The sequence below is a fragment of the Brevibacterium sp. S111 genome (genome assembly GCF_004745075.1).
Classification (GTDB): domain Bacteria; phylum Actinomycetota; class Actinomycetes; order Actinomycetales; family Brevibacteriaceae; genus Brevibacterium.
The window spans coordinates 16111-32912 of sequence record NZ_RHFH01000024.1 but is presented as its reverse complement, the minus strand read 5'-3'; the positions used below and the strand labels follow the sequence as shown (position 1 = coordinate 32912).

11 protein-coding genes and 1 pseudogene are annotated in these 16802 nt (G+C 61.9%); 5 read left to right on the top strand and 7 right to left on the bottom strand.

Features of this window, described 5'->3' with window-relative positions; translation table 11 throughout:
* Positions 1–132: 132 nt before the first annotated feature.
* Positions 133–738, top strand: a pseudogene (locus EB836_RS17295) (transposase); the annotation flags it as partial.
* 140 nt (positions 739–878) lie between these two features.
* A complete protein-coding gene (locus EB836_RS17290; RefSeq protein WP_127363753.1) occupies positions 879–2159 on the top strand; it encodes an ISL3 family transposase in 1281 nt (426 codons plus the stop codon).
* Positions 2160–2280: 121 nt separating this feature from the next.
* On the opposite strand, the gene EB836_RS17285 is transcribed toward EB836_RS17290, so the two are convergent.
* The 3 genes from EB836_RS17285 to xsc form a co-directional block, all read right to left on the bottom strand.
* Complete coding sequence (locus EB836_RS17285; protein ID WP_135542630.1) at positions 2281–3597, bottom strand: iron-containing alcohol dehydrogenase; 1317 nt, start codon at positions 3595–3597, stop codon at positions 2281–2283.
* A gap of 93 nt (positions 3598–3690) precedes the next feature.
* The gene (locus EB836_RS17280; protein ID WP_135542628.1) at positions 3691–5076 is read right to left on the bottom strand and encodes an MFS transporter; all 1386 of its coding nucleotides are present in this window, start codon (positions 5074–5076) and stop codon (positions 3691–3693) included.
* Positions 5077–5336: 260 nt separating this feature from the next.
* The gene (gene xsc, locus EB836_RS17275) at positions 5337–7157 is read right to left on the bottom strand and encodes a sulfoacetaldehyde acetyltransferase (RefSeq protein ID WP_135542626.1); all 1821 of its coding nucleotides are present in this window, start codon (positions 7155–7157) and stop codon (positions 5337–5339) included.
* A gap of 207 nt (positions 7158–7364) precedes the next feature.
* On the opposite strand from xsc, the gene EB836_RS17270 reads away from it, so the two are divergent.
* The 3 genes from EB836_RS17270 (at position 7365) to EB836_RS17260 (ending at position 10915) form a co-directional block, all read left to right on the top strand.
* Positions 7365–8183 (top strand): IclR family transcriptional regulator, encoded by an 819-nt coding sequence (locus EB836_RS17270; RefSeq protein ID WP_135542624.1) that lies wholly within the window; start codon positions 7365–7367, stop codon positions 8181–8183.
* Positions 8184–8246: 63 nt separating this feature from the next.
* On the top strand, positions 8247–9197 hold the full coding sequence (locus EB836_RS17265) for an AAA family ATPase (RefSeq protein WP_135542622.1): 951 nt from the start codon (positions 8247–8249) through the stop codon (positions 9195–9197).
* Entirely contained in the window at positions 9197–10915 is a 1719-nt protein-coding gene (locus EB836_RS17260) for a cobalt chelatase (RefSeq protein ID WP_135542620.1), read from the top strand. The genes EB836_RS17265 and EB836_RS17260 overlap by 1 nt, the downstream gene beginning before the upstream one ends.
* Before the next feature lie 144 nt (positions 10916–11059).
* Here the strand turns inward: EB836_RS17260 and EB836_RS17255 are convergent, their stop codons facing one another.
* The 4 genes from EB836_RS17255 to EB836_RS17240 form a co-directional block, all read right to left on the bottom strand.
* On the bottom strand, positions 11060–12631 hold the full coding sequence (locus EB836_RS17255) for an APC family permease (RefSeq protein WP_135542618.1): 1572 nt from the start codon (positions 12629–12631) through the stop codon (positions 11060–11062).
* A 15-nt stretch (positions 12632–12646) separates the two neighbouring features.
* The gene (locus EB836_RS17250; protein WP_240690134.1) at positions 12647–13726 is read right to left on the bottom strand and encodes a phosphotransacetylase; all 1080 of its coding nucleotides are present in this window, start codon (positions 13724–13726) and stop codon (positions 12647–12649) included.
* Between the two features lie 10 nt (positions 13727–13736).
* Positions 13737–15128, bottom strand: coding sequence for an aspartate aminotransferase family protein (locus EB836_RS17245; protein WP_240690133.1), 1392 nt, complete (start codon positions 15126–15128; stop codon positions 13737–13739).
* Between the two features lie 157 nt (positions 15129–15285).
* The gene (locus tag EB836_RS17240) at positions 15286–16794 is read right to left on the bottom strand and encodes a PLP-dependent aminotransferase family protein (RefSeq protein WP_135542614.1); all 1509 of its coding nucleotides are present in this window, start codon (positions 16792–16794) and stop codon (positions 15286–15288) included.
* Positions 16795–16802: the final 8 nt, after the last annotated feature.

The following is a 16802-nucleotide window of genomic DNA, read 5'->3' as shown; positions in this document are numbered from 1 at the left end:
GCTACATTCAATGCTTGGGTATCAGACTCCCGCCGAAATCGAAGCAACCCACTACACGAGCCTACAGGAATTAGCAGCCTAAGAAACTGAACGAACGCTCAGCCTCTAGAAAACCCGGGACTTGACAGGTTCGCCGGCTACCACACGGCGACTATGGAGTCGCTGCCGGAATCGACGCCGGTGATGGACCCGTTCCACGTCGTGCAGCTGGCCGGGCAGAAGCTCACTGCCTGCAGGCAACGCTTGCAGCAACAGATCCATGGACATCGTGGCCGGAAGAAGGATCTCCTGTACCGGGGGCGACGGACTCTGCTGACCCGCCGATCCCTGCTGAACAAGCGGGCAACAGACCGGCTGGAGCGGTTGTGGGCCGAGCATGATGACCACGTCGCGTTGGAAGTGACGTACCTGGTCTACCAGGACGTCATCGATGCGTACGAGCATCCCGATCGGAAGACGGGCAGGCGTCTCATGCAGGCAGTGATCGAGAGTCTGCGCAGAGGCCTGCCGAAAGGGCTTGAGGAGCTTGCTCAGCTGGGGAGGACGTTGTGGCGGAAGCAGGCTCAGGTGCTGGCGTTCTTCGACCGTGGAGGTGCGTCGAATGGGCCGGTCGAAGCGATCAACGGACGCCTCGAGCATCTGCGGGGCATTGGTCTGGGCTTCAGGAACTTCGAGCACTACGTGCTGCGCTGTCTGCTCCACTCCGGGCAGCTATCGGCCCGGGTCAACGCACTCTGAAACCGGAAGAGCCGCATTAGCCTTTGTAGGCTCTTCATAGATAGGGCGGTGGGGAAGAGTTGAATCCGGCGTCGATGACAACGGGACCCTGGGTGCAATGATGTAGGTGTTCAAGACTCCATCACGACCCAAGGTCCCTCGTGTACGACTTTACCCCGCCCTGCCTCGATACCACACTCTCCCTGCCGGAACTCGGACTCACCGCGATCGGGCAACACCACACTGGTCGGCATCTGACCGTGCTGTGCCTGATCACCGACAACGACAGGTCCTGCCCTGTCTGCCGTCAACGCGGACTCGTCCGGGCCACCAGGATCCGCAAACTCGTTCATCCCCCGATCGGCCTGACCGCGGTGACCTTGGCTATTCGCATCCGCACCTACACCTGCCCTTCCTGCCACCAGCGCTGGTCCCAAACACCCCAGCGAGCCTGCGCCGGCAGATCGAAACTCTCGACGACAGCACGCTTGTGGGCATTGAAGTCCGTGGTCATCGACAAGATGAGCATCCACGTCATCGCTAAGAACCTCTCCACCTCCTGGAACACTGTGTGCACGGCTGTACTCGACCTCGGCCGATCTCTGCTCATCGCTGATGCCACCCGGTTCGAGGGTGTATCCACAATCGGTGTCGATGAGCACTGCTGGTCCCACCGCGGCATCGACAGGTGGGTGACTGTCATCGTCGACCTCACCCACCGGCCAGCACGCCTGCTCGACATCGCCCCCGGCCGCTCCGCCGACGTCTTCGCCGACTGGTTGAACAACCAGCCCGATGCTTTCCGTGACGGCATCGAGCATGTCGCTATGGATGCCTTCGCCGGCTATAAGAAAGCTGCCACTGACGTAGTGCCTGATGCCACCACGGTCATGGACCCCTTCCACGTTGTCGCCCTCGTCGGCACGAAGCTCGATGAGACGAGGAGGCGGCTACAAACAGAGCTGCACGGTCGCAGGGGACGGTCGGGTGATGACCTGTACGGGATCCGCAAAACGGTTCGCACCCGCGTCGGTTTGCTTACCGGCAAGCAGAAGCACCGCCTCAACTCGGTCTTCGCCGCCGACAATCATGCTGCCCTGTTGGTGTGTTGGCAGTTCTATCAAGACACGATCGCCGCCTATGCTGCCCCACCGAGCAAAGGTAAGAAGCTCATGAACCGACTCATCGACACCCTGACAGGAACGATTCCTGATGAGCTCAAAGAACTCCGGAGCCTGAGGACAACCTTCCAACGTCGTCGGGCCGATATCCTGGCCTACTTCGATCATCCTGGAACCTCGAACGGGCCAACCGAAGCGATCAACGGCAGACTCGAACATCTGCGCGGTATCGCACTGGGGTTCCGCAACCGGGGCAACTACCTGATCCGTTCTCTGCTCCACGCTGGAGGACTGGGACCTCTTCTACAGCCCTATTTATGAAGAGCCCCTTTGTAGCTGCGGCGTCGCTTTCAAATTCAGGAGGCAACAAGACAATCAGTTGTCTTGTTGCCTCCTGAATTGTGCATTCCCCGTTTCGAAAGCGGGATGGCATGAGTCAGTTTCAACTACCCGACAACTGGCCTTTCATTGCGGCTGTCAGAATGGAATGTGCCCCCGGTACATCGAGAGGGACAGGGTTGTTATCACAGAGTCTTTTTGAGGCGACGCCCTTCTCGGCGGCCGTTCCAATTGTTGCCGGATCAAAGCCAATCTGGCTGAGATCGCTTGGAATCTTTATCTCGGACAAGAATTGCTGCACCAATCGAGGCGCTGCGGCCGCCAATTGCTCTTGCTCACGACTTGTATTGGCCTCAGCGTCCGAAGCGAGGATGAGTGCGCGATATTCCTCTGAGACTTCATCCGCAAGGACCTCATCTTCAATAATAGCTCTTCCGACGATCTTCGCGATTTTGGCATATTCTGGGACCCGAGCCTGTTGATTGTATTCCATTACGTAAGGCATGAGGAGACCGGTGCCCACTCCGTGCGGAGTATGCGTTGAAGCCCCAACTGGATACTGTAGAGCGTGAGCAACGGCGTTACCTGCAGTTCCGAAAGCCAGGCCACCTAGAAGCGCGCCATACATTACGCGTGATCGAGCATCCAGGTCGTCAGGATTTCGGTATGCATCCAGTAAGCCTTCGCTGATTGCCTGAACTCCTTCTAGGGCCAACGAGCTGGTAAGAGCACTTTGCCCAATAGCTACCCGGCTAGACAGAAGATCAGGTTTGTTTTCTCGCCTAATCGCCGTGTACGACTCAATGCAATGGGTGAGCGCGTCTGCCCCAGAAGCCGCAGTGACAGACGGAGGGCAAGTGAGCGTCAGCTCGGGGTCGCATAGTGCGACTGCGGGAATCAGATAGGGACTCGAGACGCCAGCCTTAACTCCGTTATCACTGTCCGTCATGACTGCTACGGGCGTGACTTCAGAGCCAGTCCCGGCAGTGGTCGGGATCGCAACTATGGGGAGTATTGGACCGGGTACCGCGAACTCTCCGAAATACTGCCTCACGTCTCCAGGGTGGGTGAGCAAACATGAGACTAGCTTTGCCATATCAATACTGGAGCCTCCGCCGATTGCGACAACCACCTCCGTGGAATGCTTTTCTGCGGCCGACACCGCAGCGGCGATGTCTTGCATCGGCAGTTCGGGGGAGATCTCAGTGAACTTTTGAACGTCAGTGCCGTTTGCCGCGACGTCTTCCACCAGTCTTTCTACATCTGGGTGTGAAGCCATCACCGGGTCGATGCAGAAGAAGACCCGAGTCCCGAGTCCATTTAGAATCTTTGGAAGACTGCGCCTCTGGCCCGCGCCGAAAACGATTTCTTTAGGAGCTCGAAACCCAGCAAATAATTGACTGTTGACGGATTCTGACATTAGTCCACTTCCGATCGTTTGGTTGTTGTTTGAGTTTAGAATTACGAGTGCCAATTTGTCGTTCGGCAATTCGGTGACAACGATTCGAGACGCTCATTTCGCTGACAAAATCACGTCATGTTCCATATCGCCGACAGTGCGGAGATCGCGATTTCGGATTAACAATGTAGAAACGATTGTCACTGCGCAAGAGAATATGACATAGCCCAAGGCGGCGATGAGATTGAAACTTCCGATCAACCATGTGAGAATAAATGGCGTCATTCCGGAAGCGAATATTCCGGATACTTGATAGACGATTGAGATACCGCTATATCGCGTTTCAGGTGGAAACAGCTCAGCGTAAAACGCTGCCATTGACCCGTACATCAGAGGATATGCGACGCCGAGTGCAATGACTAGTACTATCGTGAGTGCAAGCCAAGACCCGGTTTGAATTGCCCAGAATGCTGGGTAGACGATGGCGGCAATGAGCAATGCGCCGATTCCAAAAACCATGCGACGCGAAATAGCGTCAGAAACCCTTCCCCATAGCGGAATAAAGACAGCCAATACCAAAGCGGCGATCATGAGAGACTGTAGCACTTGTATTTGGCTGAACCCGACTGTGCCGGTCGCAAAAGTAATAATGAATACCGCGAATAGATTATACGCTACGCCTTCCGCGTAGCGAGTTCCCATACCGAGGATCAGGTGTCTGCGGGACAGCCTATCCTTCAACAGCTCAGTGAGTGGGATCGGCCGTTCAAAGCCTTCGATCTTCTTCTGCGCAGCTCGGAAGCTGGGAGTCTCAGCAATTTTGGAACGCAGGTACACTCCCACGATCACTAGAAGAATACTGATGAAGAAGGCTATTCGCCATCCCCATGCGAGGAATGCCTGTTCCGACATGAATATGTTGAGGAGCGTGAATGCGCCTGTGCCGAGCAGTAGGCCAAATGCAAGACCCATCTGAGGAAAGCTGCCGAAGAAGCCACGCCTGCTCTTAGGGGCGTATTCAACGCTCAGCAGGACTGCGCCGCCCCATTCTCCTCCGATTGCAATTCCTTGAGCTATCCGCAAGGCAATGAGCGTTATGGGCGCCCAGACTCCGATTTGGTCATAAGTGGGAATGGCGCCGATCAGGAATGTAGCGATCCCCATGATGTACATGGTCGTAACCAGTGTCTTCTTCCGACCGATTCGGTCTCGTAGGTGGCCGAATACCAGTCCGCCCAGTGGGCGGGCCAGGAATCCGACAGCAAACGTTCCATAGGACAGGAGGAGTCCTATGCCGCTGTCATCGGAAGGGAAATACAGTCGGTCGAAGACCAGGCCTGCAGCAGTTCCATACAGGAAGAAGTCGTACCATTCGATGGTGGTTCCAATCGTCGACGATGACACTGCGGTCCGTACGTCCTTCTTGGATACTTGCTGAGCGCCATTGCCCAAGCTCGCCTCACATTGGATGGTGGGCTTAGTTGTTGGTTCCTGTTGCATTTCATGTTCTCCAATTCGAGATAGAACAGTGCGTGGTACCAACGTCCATCCTAATTTCGACGTGCACCATTGCACTGCTGTTTTTTTGTCGATCCGGTCGGCTGCTTCGGTTAGGACTTGAACTGTTCTAAGGTCAAACCCGTCCGTGAGGAACGAAATGCTAGAGCACGCGATAGCGAGGCTCCCGGGCACCGTGCGATTCGCAAAGCGCATCGGTGCCCGAGGGCTACTGCGTCCTACTTTGTTGGCGAGTCAGAGGCTCACACGTAGTCCTTGTACTTGTCCAGAGTCCGCACTGGCTTCCGCAGCGCGTCGCGACGGAACGGATCGCCGAGCTCCTTTGTGCACATGACCTCGATGACCGTGGTCTTGCCTGCGTTCATCTGCGCCTCGACGGCTCTCTGCAGAGCAGGGCCGACTTCGTCGAGCTGGTCGACGACGATGCCGTCTGCGCCCATCGACTCGGCCATGGCTGCGAAGCTCTCACCATTGTCGAGCTCGCCGGCGATGAAGCGGTGTCCGTAGAACTCGACCTGGTTCTTCTTCTCCGCACCCCACTGACGGTTGCGGAAGACGACGGCAGTGACCGGAATGTCGTGGCGGACGGCCGTGAGGACCTCGACCATGCTCATCGCCCAGGCGCCGTCGCCGGCATAGGCGATGGCCGGGCGATCAGGGGCTGCGCGCTTGGCGCCGATGATCGTCGGAAGCGCATAGCCGCAGTTGCCGAAGCTCATCGGAGCGAAGAAGCTGCGGGGACGTTCGAAGCGCAGGTAGCTGTGCGCGACGGAGTTGATGTTGCCGATGTCGGTGGAGACCATGACGTTGGCCGGCATCGCCTTCTCGAGCTCCCGCAGCACCTGACGTGGGTGCAGCCAGTTGCCGTCCTCCTTCTCGGCCTCTTCGATGGCGTCGAGGGAGAACTCGTCCTTCTCATGGGTCCACGAATCCAGCTCGGCCTCCCACGCCTCCTTCTCGGCGCGGATGAGCTCTGCTCGCTGGTCCTTCGTGGCGTCGCAGGCGACCTCGCGGTCGTTGAGACGGGCGAGGAGATCCTCGGCGACGGCCTTGGCGTCACCGCAGATGCCGACGTCGATCTTCTTGACCAGCCCGAGCATCTTCTGGTCGGCGTCGACCTGGATGATCTTCGCATTGGTGGGCCAGTAGTCGAATTCGTACTGGGGCAGTGTGCCGAACGGTCCCAGACGGGTGCCCAGCGCGAGGACGACATCGGCCTGGTTGATCAGCGTCATCCCGGCCTTCGAACCCTGGTAGCCCAGCGGTCCGGCCCACAGGGGGTGGTTGGCGGGGAAGGAGTCGTTGTGCTGGTAGCTGTTGACCACAGGTGATCCGAGGCGTTCAGCCAAGGCAATGCACTCGTCGACGCCGTCGGCCATGACAACTCCACCGCCGGAGACGATGACCGGATTCTTCGCCGAGGCGAGCAGTGCTGCTGCCTCTTCGAGGGACTCCGTACCACCGGGCCCACGGTCGATCTTCTGCGGCTGGGGGATCTGCGGATCGCATTCTCCGTAGAAGAAGTCACGGGGGATGTTCAGCTGGGTCGGACCCATCTCCGACTTCGCGCGGTCGAAGCAGCGGGCGGTGAATTCGGACATGCGGGACGCGTTCGACACATGTCCCTGGTACTTCGTGAACTCCTGGAACATCGGCAGCTGATTCGCCTCTTGGAATCCACCGAGTCCGATCGAGTTCGTGCCCGCCTCCGGAGTGACGATGACGACCGGCGAATGTGCCCAGAAGGCAGCGGCGATCGCTGTCACGCAGTTCGAGATGCCCGGCCCGTTCTGACCGATGACCACCCCGTGACGTCCCGATGCGCGGGCGTAGCCATCGGCCATGTGCGCGGCGCCCTGCTCGTGAACCACGGGAATGAAGTCGATTCCGGCGGGGGCGAAGATGTCCATTGCGTCCATGAACGCCGAGCCCATGATGCCGAAGATATCGGTGACACCGTTGGCCACCATCGTTTCGACGAAGGCCTCTGAAGAGGTGATCTTCTGAGTGGTGACCGCGTCGCTCAGCGCCGCACTCTCGGTTCGATCGGCCAGTTCCGTCATCGCAACGTCTCCTGTTCGTCCTAGGACCACTGCCTTGTGGTCTCGGTTTTGTGTTCATTTCACTTCGAAAAGCGGAACACCTCGAATCTATGAGTCGAGCTCCTCGGGTGTCAATAGAGTTCCGGAAAAGATTTCGTTTGGTACTATAATTCGAGACGGAATGATTTTCGGGACGAGGCCGACAGCGGGCCGGAGAGGCAGGAGACCATGGATGATCTGGCTGAGCCCGGGTTCGACGAAGGCGTGTCACTCGCCGGTGAGACTCCGGCGCTGAGGCTGGTGTCGCTGTTGGAGTTCATCTCCACCCGCGACCAGATCTTCACGCTTCAGTCCCTCGTCGTGCAGACAGGGCTGCCCAAACCCACCCTCCACCGGATGCTCCAGCAGCTCGAGGGCGCGGGACTGCTCACTCGGCACAGCGACGGCCGCCATTACGGCACTGGAGCGAGACTGCGGAGAATGGCTGAGGACGTTCTGCTCAATGACTCGAGACAGGGAGCGCGGCGGATGATCCTGTCCCAGCTGTCCGAGGAGGTCGGTGAGAGCTGCAACCTCACCGCAGTCTCCGGTGACGAGGTCATCTACCTCGATCGCGTCGAGACCTCACACCCGCTGCGCGTGCATCTCGAAGCCGGCAGTCGTGTGCCGATCCATGCCTCGGCCAGTGGGAAGATGATCGCCTCCCAGTACGGGGAGACGCCGCGCCGCAGGCTGCTGACCAGTTCACTCTTGAGGGAGTTCACGCCGCACACGCTCACCGATCCGGCAGAGCTCGAGGCCGAGCTCGATGCGGCTCGACGCTCTGGGTATGCCCTTGATCGGCAGGAATACCTCGAAGGTCTCGTCTGCCTTGCCGTGCTCATCCCCACCGACATCGGTCGGTCCAACCAGGCACTGGCAGTTCAGGCCCCCGTGATCCGAAAGTCGATCGACGATCTCGTCGAACTCCTGCCGGTGGTCCGAGAAGCCGCTCAGCGCATGGCTGTGCTCGATGAGATCGATCGCGCCGACGAGAACTCGGCCTGAAGCGCGGCCGGCCGACCGGCTGCCACAGTCAGGCTGAACCACGACCAGGAAAGGACGGCGCTCATGGCCGACGTTTCAACACTGCAAGAACTGTTCGGCGTCGATGCCGACATGCCCGTGCCGATGCTCGAGGACGACAGCGATCTGATCCCGCGCATCGATGAGAACTACCGCTTCGACCCTGAGGTGACCCGAGCGATCCTCGCGGGATTCTCCCACGGATCCCGTGTGCTTGTGCAGGGACTGCACGGGACAGGGAAGTCCACGCACATCGAACAGATCGCCGCCCGCCTCAACTGGCCGCTTATGCGCGTCAACCTCGACGGGCAGATCTCGCGGTCCGACCTCGTAGGCAAGGATCAGGTCGTCATCGAGGACGGACAGCCCCGCACTGCCTTCGAAGAAGGTGTCATCCCCTATGCGCTGACGCGGCCGATGGCGCTGGTCTTCGACGAATACGACGCCGGCCGCCCAGAGGTGATGTTCATCATCCAGCGCCTGCTCGAACGCGATGGCCTGTTCACCCTCACCGAGCAGAACCGGGTCATTCGACCGCATCCGCACTTCCGGCTCTTCGCTACGGCGAACACGGTCGGCCTCGGCAATGTCAACGGCCTCTATCACGGAGTCAATCGGCTCAACCAGGCTCAACTCGACCGGTGGAACATCATCGCCTCGCTGGACTATCTCGACCCGGCCGAAGAACTCCTCGTCGTCTCCGGACAGGTGCCGGAGGCAGCGACGAAGCTCGGCGAGGAGACGGTGGCGACGATGATCGACGTGGCGCAGCTGACGCGCAGCGGATTCGCCGCCGGCGACGTCTCTGCTCTCATGTCACCGCGCACAGTGATCTCCTGGGCGGAGAACTCGGTGATCTTCGGTGATGTCGAATTGGCGTTCCGGTTCTCCTTCCTCAACCGCTGCGATTCGACCGAGCACCCACTCGTCGCGGAATACTACCAACGCTGCTTCGGCGGTGAGCTCGACCTCGACCATGCGGCGACGGCAAGCTGATGACAGACCTCGGTCAACAGTCGGCGTTACCGCGTTCGGCCCGAGAGGAGCACGACCTCGAACGGCGGTTGGCCTCGGTGTTCAGGGCGCTGAGCCAGGACGCTGGCGTCGACCTGTGGGCGCACCGACCGGCCGATGCGAACGGTCTCCTGCCGATGAACGCTCCCCATCTCTACCCTGACCCTGCCCGATCGGAGCTGCCCTCCCTGCGCGGAGCCACGGACGCCATGGCCATGCGTCGAAAGTGGAGCGATCCCGAACTTCACCGGCAGATGCTCCCCGCGGCGCGCGAAGAGCGCCTCATCGTCGAGATCCTCGAACAGTTCCGGTGCGAATCCCTGGCTCGACAGGCAGGCGTCCGCAGCAACCTGTCTCAGCGACATGCGCACTGGCGCAGCGAGTTTCTGCGCAGCCGTCTGCACGAAACCCACCTCGGCATGCTTCTGTACACGCTCATCGTCGTCACCCGGTCGGTCGTGAATCGTGAGCCGATTGGTCGGGAGGACTCCGACCTGGTCGAAGAGTCCCGGTTCGAACTCTCACCCGATCTCGGGCCCTTCCTCCTTCCCCTGCGCGATAGCCGGCACGATCAGCGGGCCTTCGCCGAAGTGGCCCGCGACCTCGCGCACACGCTCGCCGGCCGGATCGCCGCCGTCGAAGAGCGAGAACGCACGCGGTCCGGGTCGCGCGAGCGTCATGCCGCCCCGAGCCTGCCGTTGGTCTTCGACATCGCCGAGGACCTGTTCGCTCCCGTCCCGGAAGACTCCGGTGGGCAGCTCCACCTCGCCCGCGGCTACCGGGCGTGGACGACGCGGTTCGACCGTGAATCGACCATCGCCGAGGTGGTCCGGGCGGAGAGTCTGCGCAGCGGCCGGACCGCCATCGCCGCCGAAACGGCACGTCGGTCGGTGCCGTTGGCGCCGGTCGTCTCCCGCCTGCACGGTGTCGTGGAGGCAGCCAATGAGGCTCATGAACTCGTCGATTCCGAGGACGGGATCCTCGACCCCTCCCGGCTGACACGGCTGATCACCTCTCCTGGCGACCCGCGCGTCTTCCGCGGACGTTCGCAACGGGCCGAGACCGATTGCGCTGTAACTTTCCTGCTCGATCTCTCGGGGTCGATGAAACCTCATGCGCTCGGACTCGGCGCACTTCTCGACGTCCTCGTCACAGCCCTCGACCGGTTGGATGTGACCACGGAGATCCTCGGGTTCACCACCAACGCGTGGAACGGCGGACGCGTGAGAAGCGAGTGGAAGAAGGCCGGCTCGCCCGATCGGCCGGGGCGGCTCAACGAACTCCATCACCTCGTGATCAAGTCCGGAGCGTCCTCGTGGCGGCGGACACGCACCCACCTCGGCGGGCTTCTCAAGACCTCGCTATATCGAGAGGGCATCGACGCCGAAGCTCTGCGCTGGGCGGTCGACAGACTCCGCAGTCAGCAGGCGGCGAAATCGGCCGTGGTCGTCATCAGCGATGGGCTGCCCGCCGACTCGGCCACCGCCGTCGCCAACGATGACGACTACCTCGCCCGGGACCTCGAGACGACGGTGGCCGGTCTGCGACGGGCTGGCGACCTCGGCATCCTCGGCGTCGGCATCGGCACGGACCCCGGTCTCATCTACCCCACCAGCGTCGAACTCGATACCGAATATCTGGGGGACCGGGCCTCGGTGAGGGAGATCGTCGACGGACTCCGCACCGTCCTCAGTCGCTGAGCCCACCACGAGCCGGACGAGACGGCGGGTTTCCTGGTCTGAACACCCACCTCGGCGATCGAACCGACGACAGCGGTCGGCCCGCTGCCATGAATCACTGGCAGCGGGCCGACCGCTATGCTGTCCGAGCAGTCCGGAATCGTCTCAGCCGTCCGCGGACAGGCGTCCTTCGCGGCGCAGCTGAGCGCGTTCGCTGAACCGGGTGACGGCTGGGCGATCATCACCGAAAACGAGGCGATCGACCTGATGATCGGTGAGTTTCCTGTTGTGCCGGATCCGGGAGAGGAAGAACACGACTCCGATGACGATCCAGACGGCCAGGGCGATGAGCGACTGCGGTCCCAACGCACCGGGAGACCCCGGGATGAGCAGGAGCAGCATGAAGATGACCGCGATGACCGCGCCCACACCGGAGAGCACCTTCTTCGTCGTCGAGTACATTCCCGGCAGAGCCTTGGGATCCCGCGCCTCATGAGTGGGGCGGAAAATCCGGAATGCGCACAGACAAGTGTAGAGGTAGGCGATCGTCACACCGATCGAGGACATGTCGACGACCCACGTCAGCGCCGCGCGTCCGAACCAAGGGCTGATGAGGCAGACAACGAGGACCGCGATGATGCCGACGTAGGGGGTCTTGTGCTTCGAATGCAGGCGGGCGAAGATCGGCGGGATCATCTGTGCACGTCCCATGGCCATGAGCACACGGCTGGCCGAGACATAGAAGCCGTTGAGGCCGGTGCTCACTCCCATGGTGATGGCGATTGCGAGCAGCAGCAGGCCTGAGCCGCCGATGACGCCGGTGACCGCTTCGGCGGTGCCCCAGGCTGATCCCGAATTGGCCAGGGCCTGCCACGGTTCGGCCATCGACACGGACACGATCATCGCCATGTAGAGGGCCGCCGCAGTGACGATGGCCAGGACGATGAGGCGCAGCGCCTTGGACGGCGAGAAGTCGAACTCCTCGGCCGCCTGCGGAACATTGTCGAAGCCGATGAATGCCCAGGGAGCGATGGCGACGATCGCGATGATCGCCGCGACTGGGCTGACGCCGTCGGGCAGCGCGGGAGACATATTGCCGAAATGGGTCGTCGGACTGGCGATCACGGAGACGATGATCGCAGCGACCGCGATGATCATCAGAACGCAGGCCCAGTACTGGACACGACCCGACAGGGCCGTGCCGCGGATGTTGAGGACGGCGAAGACGACCAGTGCTGTCACGGAGATGATGATCTCCGGCAGATACACGTCCCAGCCGGCGACCGTGTAGAGATAGCCCTGCTCGATGACCGAGGGCATGATCTTGCGGAACAGCAGGGCCAGGGCGGAGGCATTGAGTGCGACGATGCAGACGTAGCCGAGTGTGAGGAACCACCCGGCGAAGAAGGCATGCACGCGTCCGTAGCCGATGAGTGCATAGGCCAGCTCACCGCCGGAGACAGGGAAGGTGCGGATGAGGAAGCCGTAGCTGACGGCGATGACAAGCATGAGCCCGGCACCGATGGTGAATCCGGCGAGTGTGCCCAGGGGACCGCCCATGGCCAGCCAGTCGGTGGGGAGGATGAATGCTCCCCAGCCGACCGCCGAGCCCAGGGCGATGGCGAAGACCCAGCGAGGCTTGAGCGTCTTCGCCATCCTCTCCGGCTGCTGACCGTCCCCGGCCCCCGTCGGTGAGGAGGCGACGTTCTGGGGTGGGTTCTCTATTGATTTCGACATGGCACCTTACTTTCGTCACTTCGTTGTGAAGGTATGGGCAGTGGATGTGGTTCGCTGTTGGGCGTCTGCCGCAGGCGTGAGCGCCTGCAGGCAGGTGATGAGACCGACGTTGACGATGTCGGAGACGCTCGCCCCGCGAGACAAGTCATTGATCGGGGCGGCGAGGCCCTGCAGGAGGGGGCCGAAAGCGGCAGCTCCGCCGAGGCGCTCGGCGATCTTGTAACCGATGTTTCCGGCTGCGAGATTGGGGAAGACGAGCACGTTCGCGTGGCCGGCGACTGCGGATTCGGGGCACTTCGACTTCGCCACGGATTCGACGATGGCTGCGTCGAACTGCAGTTCGCCGTCGACTTCGAGTTCGGGGCAGCGGCTGCGAATGTGCTCGATGGCCAATCTGACTCGATCGATGTCGGAGTGTTGGGCCGAACCGGCCGTGGAGAATGAGAGCATCGCCACGGACGGATGCTGATCGGTGATGGCAGCGAAGGTTCTCGCTGTGGCGATGGCGATCGCCGAGAGCTGCTCGTCGTCGGGGACCGGGATGACCGCGCAGTCCCCGAAGCCCAGATACCGTCCGTCGCGCAGGCGCATGAGGAACGAGGAGCTGAGCAGAGTCGAGTCCGGGGCGAGCCCGACTATCGACAGCCCGGCCCGAATGACATCGGCAGTGGGCCTGTCCGCGCCGGCGACCGCCGCATCGGCCAGTCCTTCCTTGACGGCGGCGGCGGCGAGGAACACGGGATCGGTCAGCCACTGCTCGGCGAGTTCGGGATGCTTCTTCTCTGCGCTGCTGCGGATTCTCTCCCCAGCCGGGCCGGCGGCGAGCCTTGCCGGGTCGTCGACGGACCAGCCGTCGGCATCGGTGATGCCCAGTTTCCTCGCGCGGTTCCTGACCTCGTTCCCGTCGCCGATCAGAATGGGCTGAACACCCACCTCGGCGAAGGCGCCGGCAGCGCGGAGGACACGCTCGTCGTGGGACTCGGCGAGGATGATCCTCGGCCGAGACCCGAGATCGAGCAGCCCGAGCATCCGATCGCGAAGCATCGGGTCGATCGTCACGGGCTCAAGATCACGCGCTGCCGGCGTCTTCACCATGGTCCGTCCCTCAGACCGCAGCCGATAGAGCAGATACGCCGAGGTGCTTGTCGACGGCCCCCATGACGTGGTCGACCTTGTCGAGCAGATCGTCGAGGACGGTCTGGTCGGCGACCAGCGGCGGCGAGAGGACGAGCATCGTGGCCCCGCGGTTGTCCGGGCGGGTGATCAGTCCGACTTCCTTCATCGACCTCGGGATCACTTCCGTGAGCACCTGCTTCGAGGCTTCGGGAGTCAGCTCGGCCCCGGTGTCCCGGTCGGTCATCATCTCGATGGCGTAGAAGAATCCGGTGCCGCGGTATTCCCTGATGCACCGGTAGGAATCGGCGATCCGGTCCAGACCGTTCTGAAAATACGGCTCGAGGCTGCGGACGTTGCCCGGAATGTTCTCGGTCTCCAGCGCGGAGAGGTTGGCGCTGGCGACAGCAGTGGCGACCGGATGGCCGCCCCACGTGGCACCGTGGGTGAAGACGCCGGCACCGGGGGAGTCGAGCAGCGCCTCGGCCAGGGGCTTGCGGATGATGACTCCGCCGAGGGGGAGGTAGCCCGAGGTCGAGCCCTTGGCGAAGGTGATGAGGTCGGGGACGACGTCGAACTTGATCGAGCCGAACCATTCGCCCAGACGCCCGAATCCGGTGATGACTTCGTCGGCGACGAGGAGGATCCCGTGTTCGTCGCAGATCTTCCGCAGCTCCTGCCAATAGCCCTCGGGCGGGACGAGGGCTCCGCGTGAGTTCTGGACGGGCTCGGCGAAGAGTGCGGCGAAGGTGTCCCCGCCTTCCCTGTCGATGAGTTCTCTGATGGCCTGGATCGAGGGCAGATCAGCTGCAGTGCCGCCTGCCGGAACCTTTTCACCGAGGGTGTTGGGCACGTGGAAGACGCCGGGCATGAGTTCGCCGAAGGGCTCCTTGTACGCGGGGATGCCTGTGACAGCGAGAGCTCCGAGGGTGGTGCCGTGGTAGGCCATGTCTCGGGCGATGATCTTCGTGCGTTCGGGCTGTCCCTGCGACCGGTGGTACTGGCGCGCGAACTTGACGGCGGATTCGACTGCTTCAGAACCCGAGTTCACGAAGAAGACGGTGTCGAGGTCGCCGGGGGCATGGCCGGCGATGCGGGTCGCCGCATCCACTGCGGCAGGGTGGGCTGAACCCCAGTTGGTCCAATAGGACAGACGGCTCATCTGCTCGTAGGCGGCAGTGGGGATGTCCTGGCGGCCATGCCCGATGTTCACGCAGAACAGTCCGGCCAGCCCGTCGAGGTATTTGTCGCCCCGCTCATCGGTGAGGTAGCTCCCGTGGCCTTCGACGATGATCGGGAGATCAGCGTCTTTCCACACCTTGCCGGTGGTGAAGTGGGGAAAAAGGTGCTGCTGGGCACGATTTGCATAATCCGAGATCGTCACGCGAACCCTCCATTCGAACTGTCTGGGTCGGTACGTCGAGGCGTCCCGACTCCGGCACTCCTTCGTTGGTGTGCTTGACATCACTCTCGTGGGGATCTGGTTCCGAATGAAGTCCCAGTCCGTTGCGAGTTATTTGGTGCCAGTTGGCGGGGGAGGGTCAGTGGTGGGTGAGGGTTGCGTCGATCGCCTCGGCGAGGAGTCGCACACCGGGTTCGATGGACCGGAGATCGATGGCCGCGAAGCCGAGTCTGAAGTTGTTCCGGTGGGAGCCGGGGGCGAGGAAGAACGGATCACCGCGTTCGATCACGACGCCTCGGCGCAGGCATTCGTCGGCGAGGAGTCTCGCATCGAGATGTGCAGGGGCTTCGATCCACACGCTGACCCCTCCGGCGGGGAAAGGCACGGTCCACGGCAGGTGCTTCTCGAGCGCAGCAGCGAGCGTCTCCCATTTCTTACGCAGCTGGGTGCGGCGACGCGAAATCGTGCGGTGGTATTGGCCGGAATCGATGAGCAGCGCCATGGCGCGTTGGGTGTGTCCGGGGACGTGGCGGATGGAATAGCGTCTGTGCCTGCGCATGCGTCTGATGAGTTCGGGTTCCGCGACGATGTAACCGAGTCGCAGGCCCGGGGCGAGGAATTTGGAGAATGAGCCCAAATAGATCACGTGCTCGGAACCGGGCAGGGCTTTGAGTGCGGGAGTGGGTTTGCCGCGGTAGCGGAACTCAGAATCGTAGTCGTCTTCGATGATGAGCGAGTCCGAGTCGCGCATATGGGTCAGCAGCTGCGTGCGACGCGAGGAATCGAGAGTGACGTTCGTGGGACTGTGGTGGCTGGGGGTGACGTAGACGAGGTCGAGTCCGTTCGGTGGCGGGATCATTCCACGATCGTCGACCTTCAAGGGAAACAGTTGGCCGCCGACGCGGGCGAAGGCATGTTTGGCGTCGACGTATCCGGGGTCTTCGACGCCGACGGTGGTGTCCGGCCCGACGAGCAGCTGTGCCAAGAGGTCGAGGCCCTGTTGGGAGCCTGCTGTGATGAGCACATTGTCGGCATCGACATGGATGCCCCGGCTCGGCAGAACGCGCTGGCACAGCAGTTTGACCAGCAGCGGATCATCCTCGTCGATGGCATCGCGGACCGAGAACGGCAGATGCTCGGGTTCCATAGCGGTGCGCAGGGCCTTGGCCCAGGCGAGCCGGGGGAACTCGTCGGGGTCCACTTGTCCAGCGACGAATGGGTACGGGTAGGTCTGCCAGTTCTTGGTCTTCGTGATCTCCGGCAGGTGGATGTCGCGGACAGGCCTGATCTTCTGCTCCCAATCGATGGACCCGGCGGCAGGTTCGGATCCATCCTCCTCATGGCGGCGCTCGGCGAGCAGCCGGCTGTTGACGAAGTGACCGCTGCGCGGACGGGCTTCGATGAGTCCGGTGGCGACAAGTTCCTGGACGGCAGCGTTGACGGTATTGCGCGAAAGCCCGAGTTCATGTGCCAGGTCTCGTGACGAGGGGAGCGCCACCTCCGGGCTGTAGGCACCAGAGAGGATCTGGTGTTCGAGCGCTCTGCGCAGCTGCCGGTAGAGCGGTTCCTTCGAATTCGGAGAGATCTCGATCGGTGATCGGGCGGGGGAGTCGTGTGCGGGTGCGATGTTGTGGTCGTGGGAGGTCATAGATGTCG

What these genes read in the sequence shown, in the direction of transcription:
- EB836_RS17265 (WP_135542622.1), top strand. Translation starts at nt 8,247, where the DNA reads ATGGCCGACGTTTCAACACTGCAAGAACTGTTCGGCGTCGATGCCGAC.
- EB836_RS17240 (WP_135542614.1), bottom strand. Translation starts at nt 16,794, where the DNA reads ATGACCTCCCACGACCACAACATCGCACCCGCACACGACTCCCCCGCC.
- EB836_RS17280 (WP_135542628.1), bottom strand. Translation starts at nt 5,076, where the DNA reads ATGCAACAGGAACCAACAACTAAGCCCACCATCCAATGTGAGGCGAGC.
- EB836_RS17255 (WP_135542618.1), bottom strand. Translation starts at nt 12,631, where the DNA reads ATGTCGAAATCAATAGAGAACCCACCCCAGAACGTCGCCTCCTCACCG.
- EB836_RS17260 (WP_135542620.1), top strand. Translation starts at nt 9,197, where the DNA reads ATGACAGACCTCGGTCAACAGTCGGCGTTACCGCGTTCGGCCCGAGAG.
- xsc (WP_135542626.1), bottom strand. Translation starts at nt 7,157, where the DNA reads ATGACGGAACTGGCCGATCGAACCGAGAGTGCGGCGCTGAGCGACGCG.
- EB836_RS17250 (WP_240690134.1), bottom strand. Translation starts at nt 13,726, where the DNA reads ATGGTGAAGACGCCGGCAGCGCGTGATCTTGAGCCCGTGACGATCGAC.
- EB836_RS17270 (WP_135542624.1), top strand. Translation starts at nt 7,365, where the DNA reads ATGGATGATCTGGCTGAGCCCGGGTTCGACGAAGGCGTGTCACTCGCC.
- EB836_RS17285 (WP_135542630.1), bottom strand. Translation starts at nt 3,597, where the DNA reads ATGTCAGAATCCGTCAACAGTCAATTATTTGCTGGGTTTCGAGCTCCT.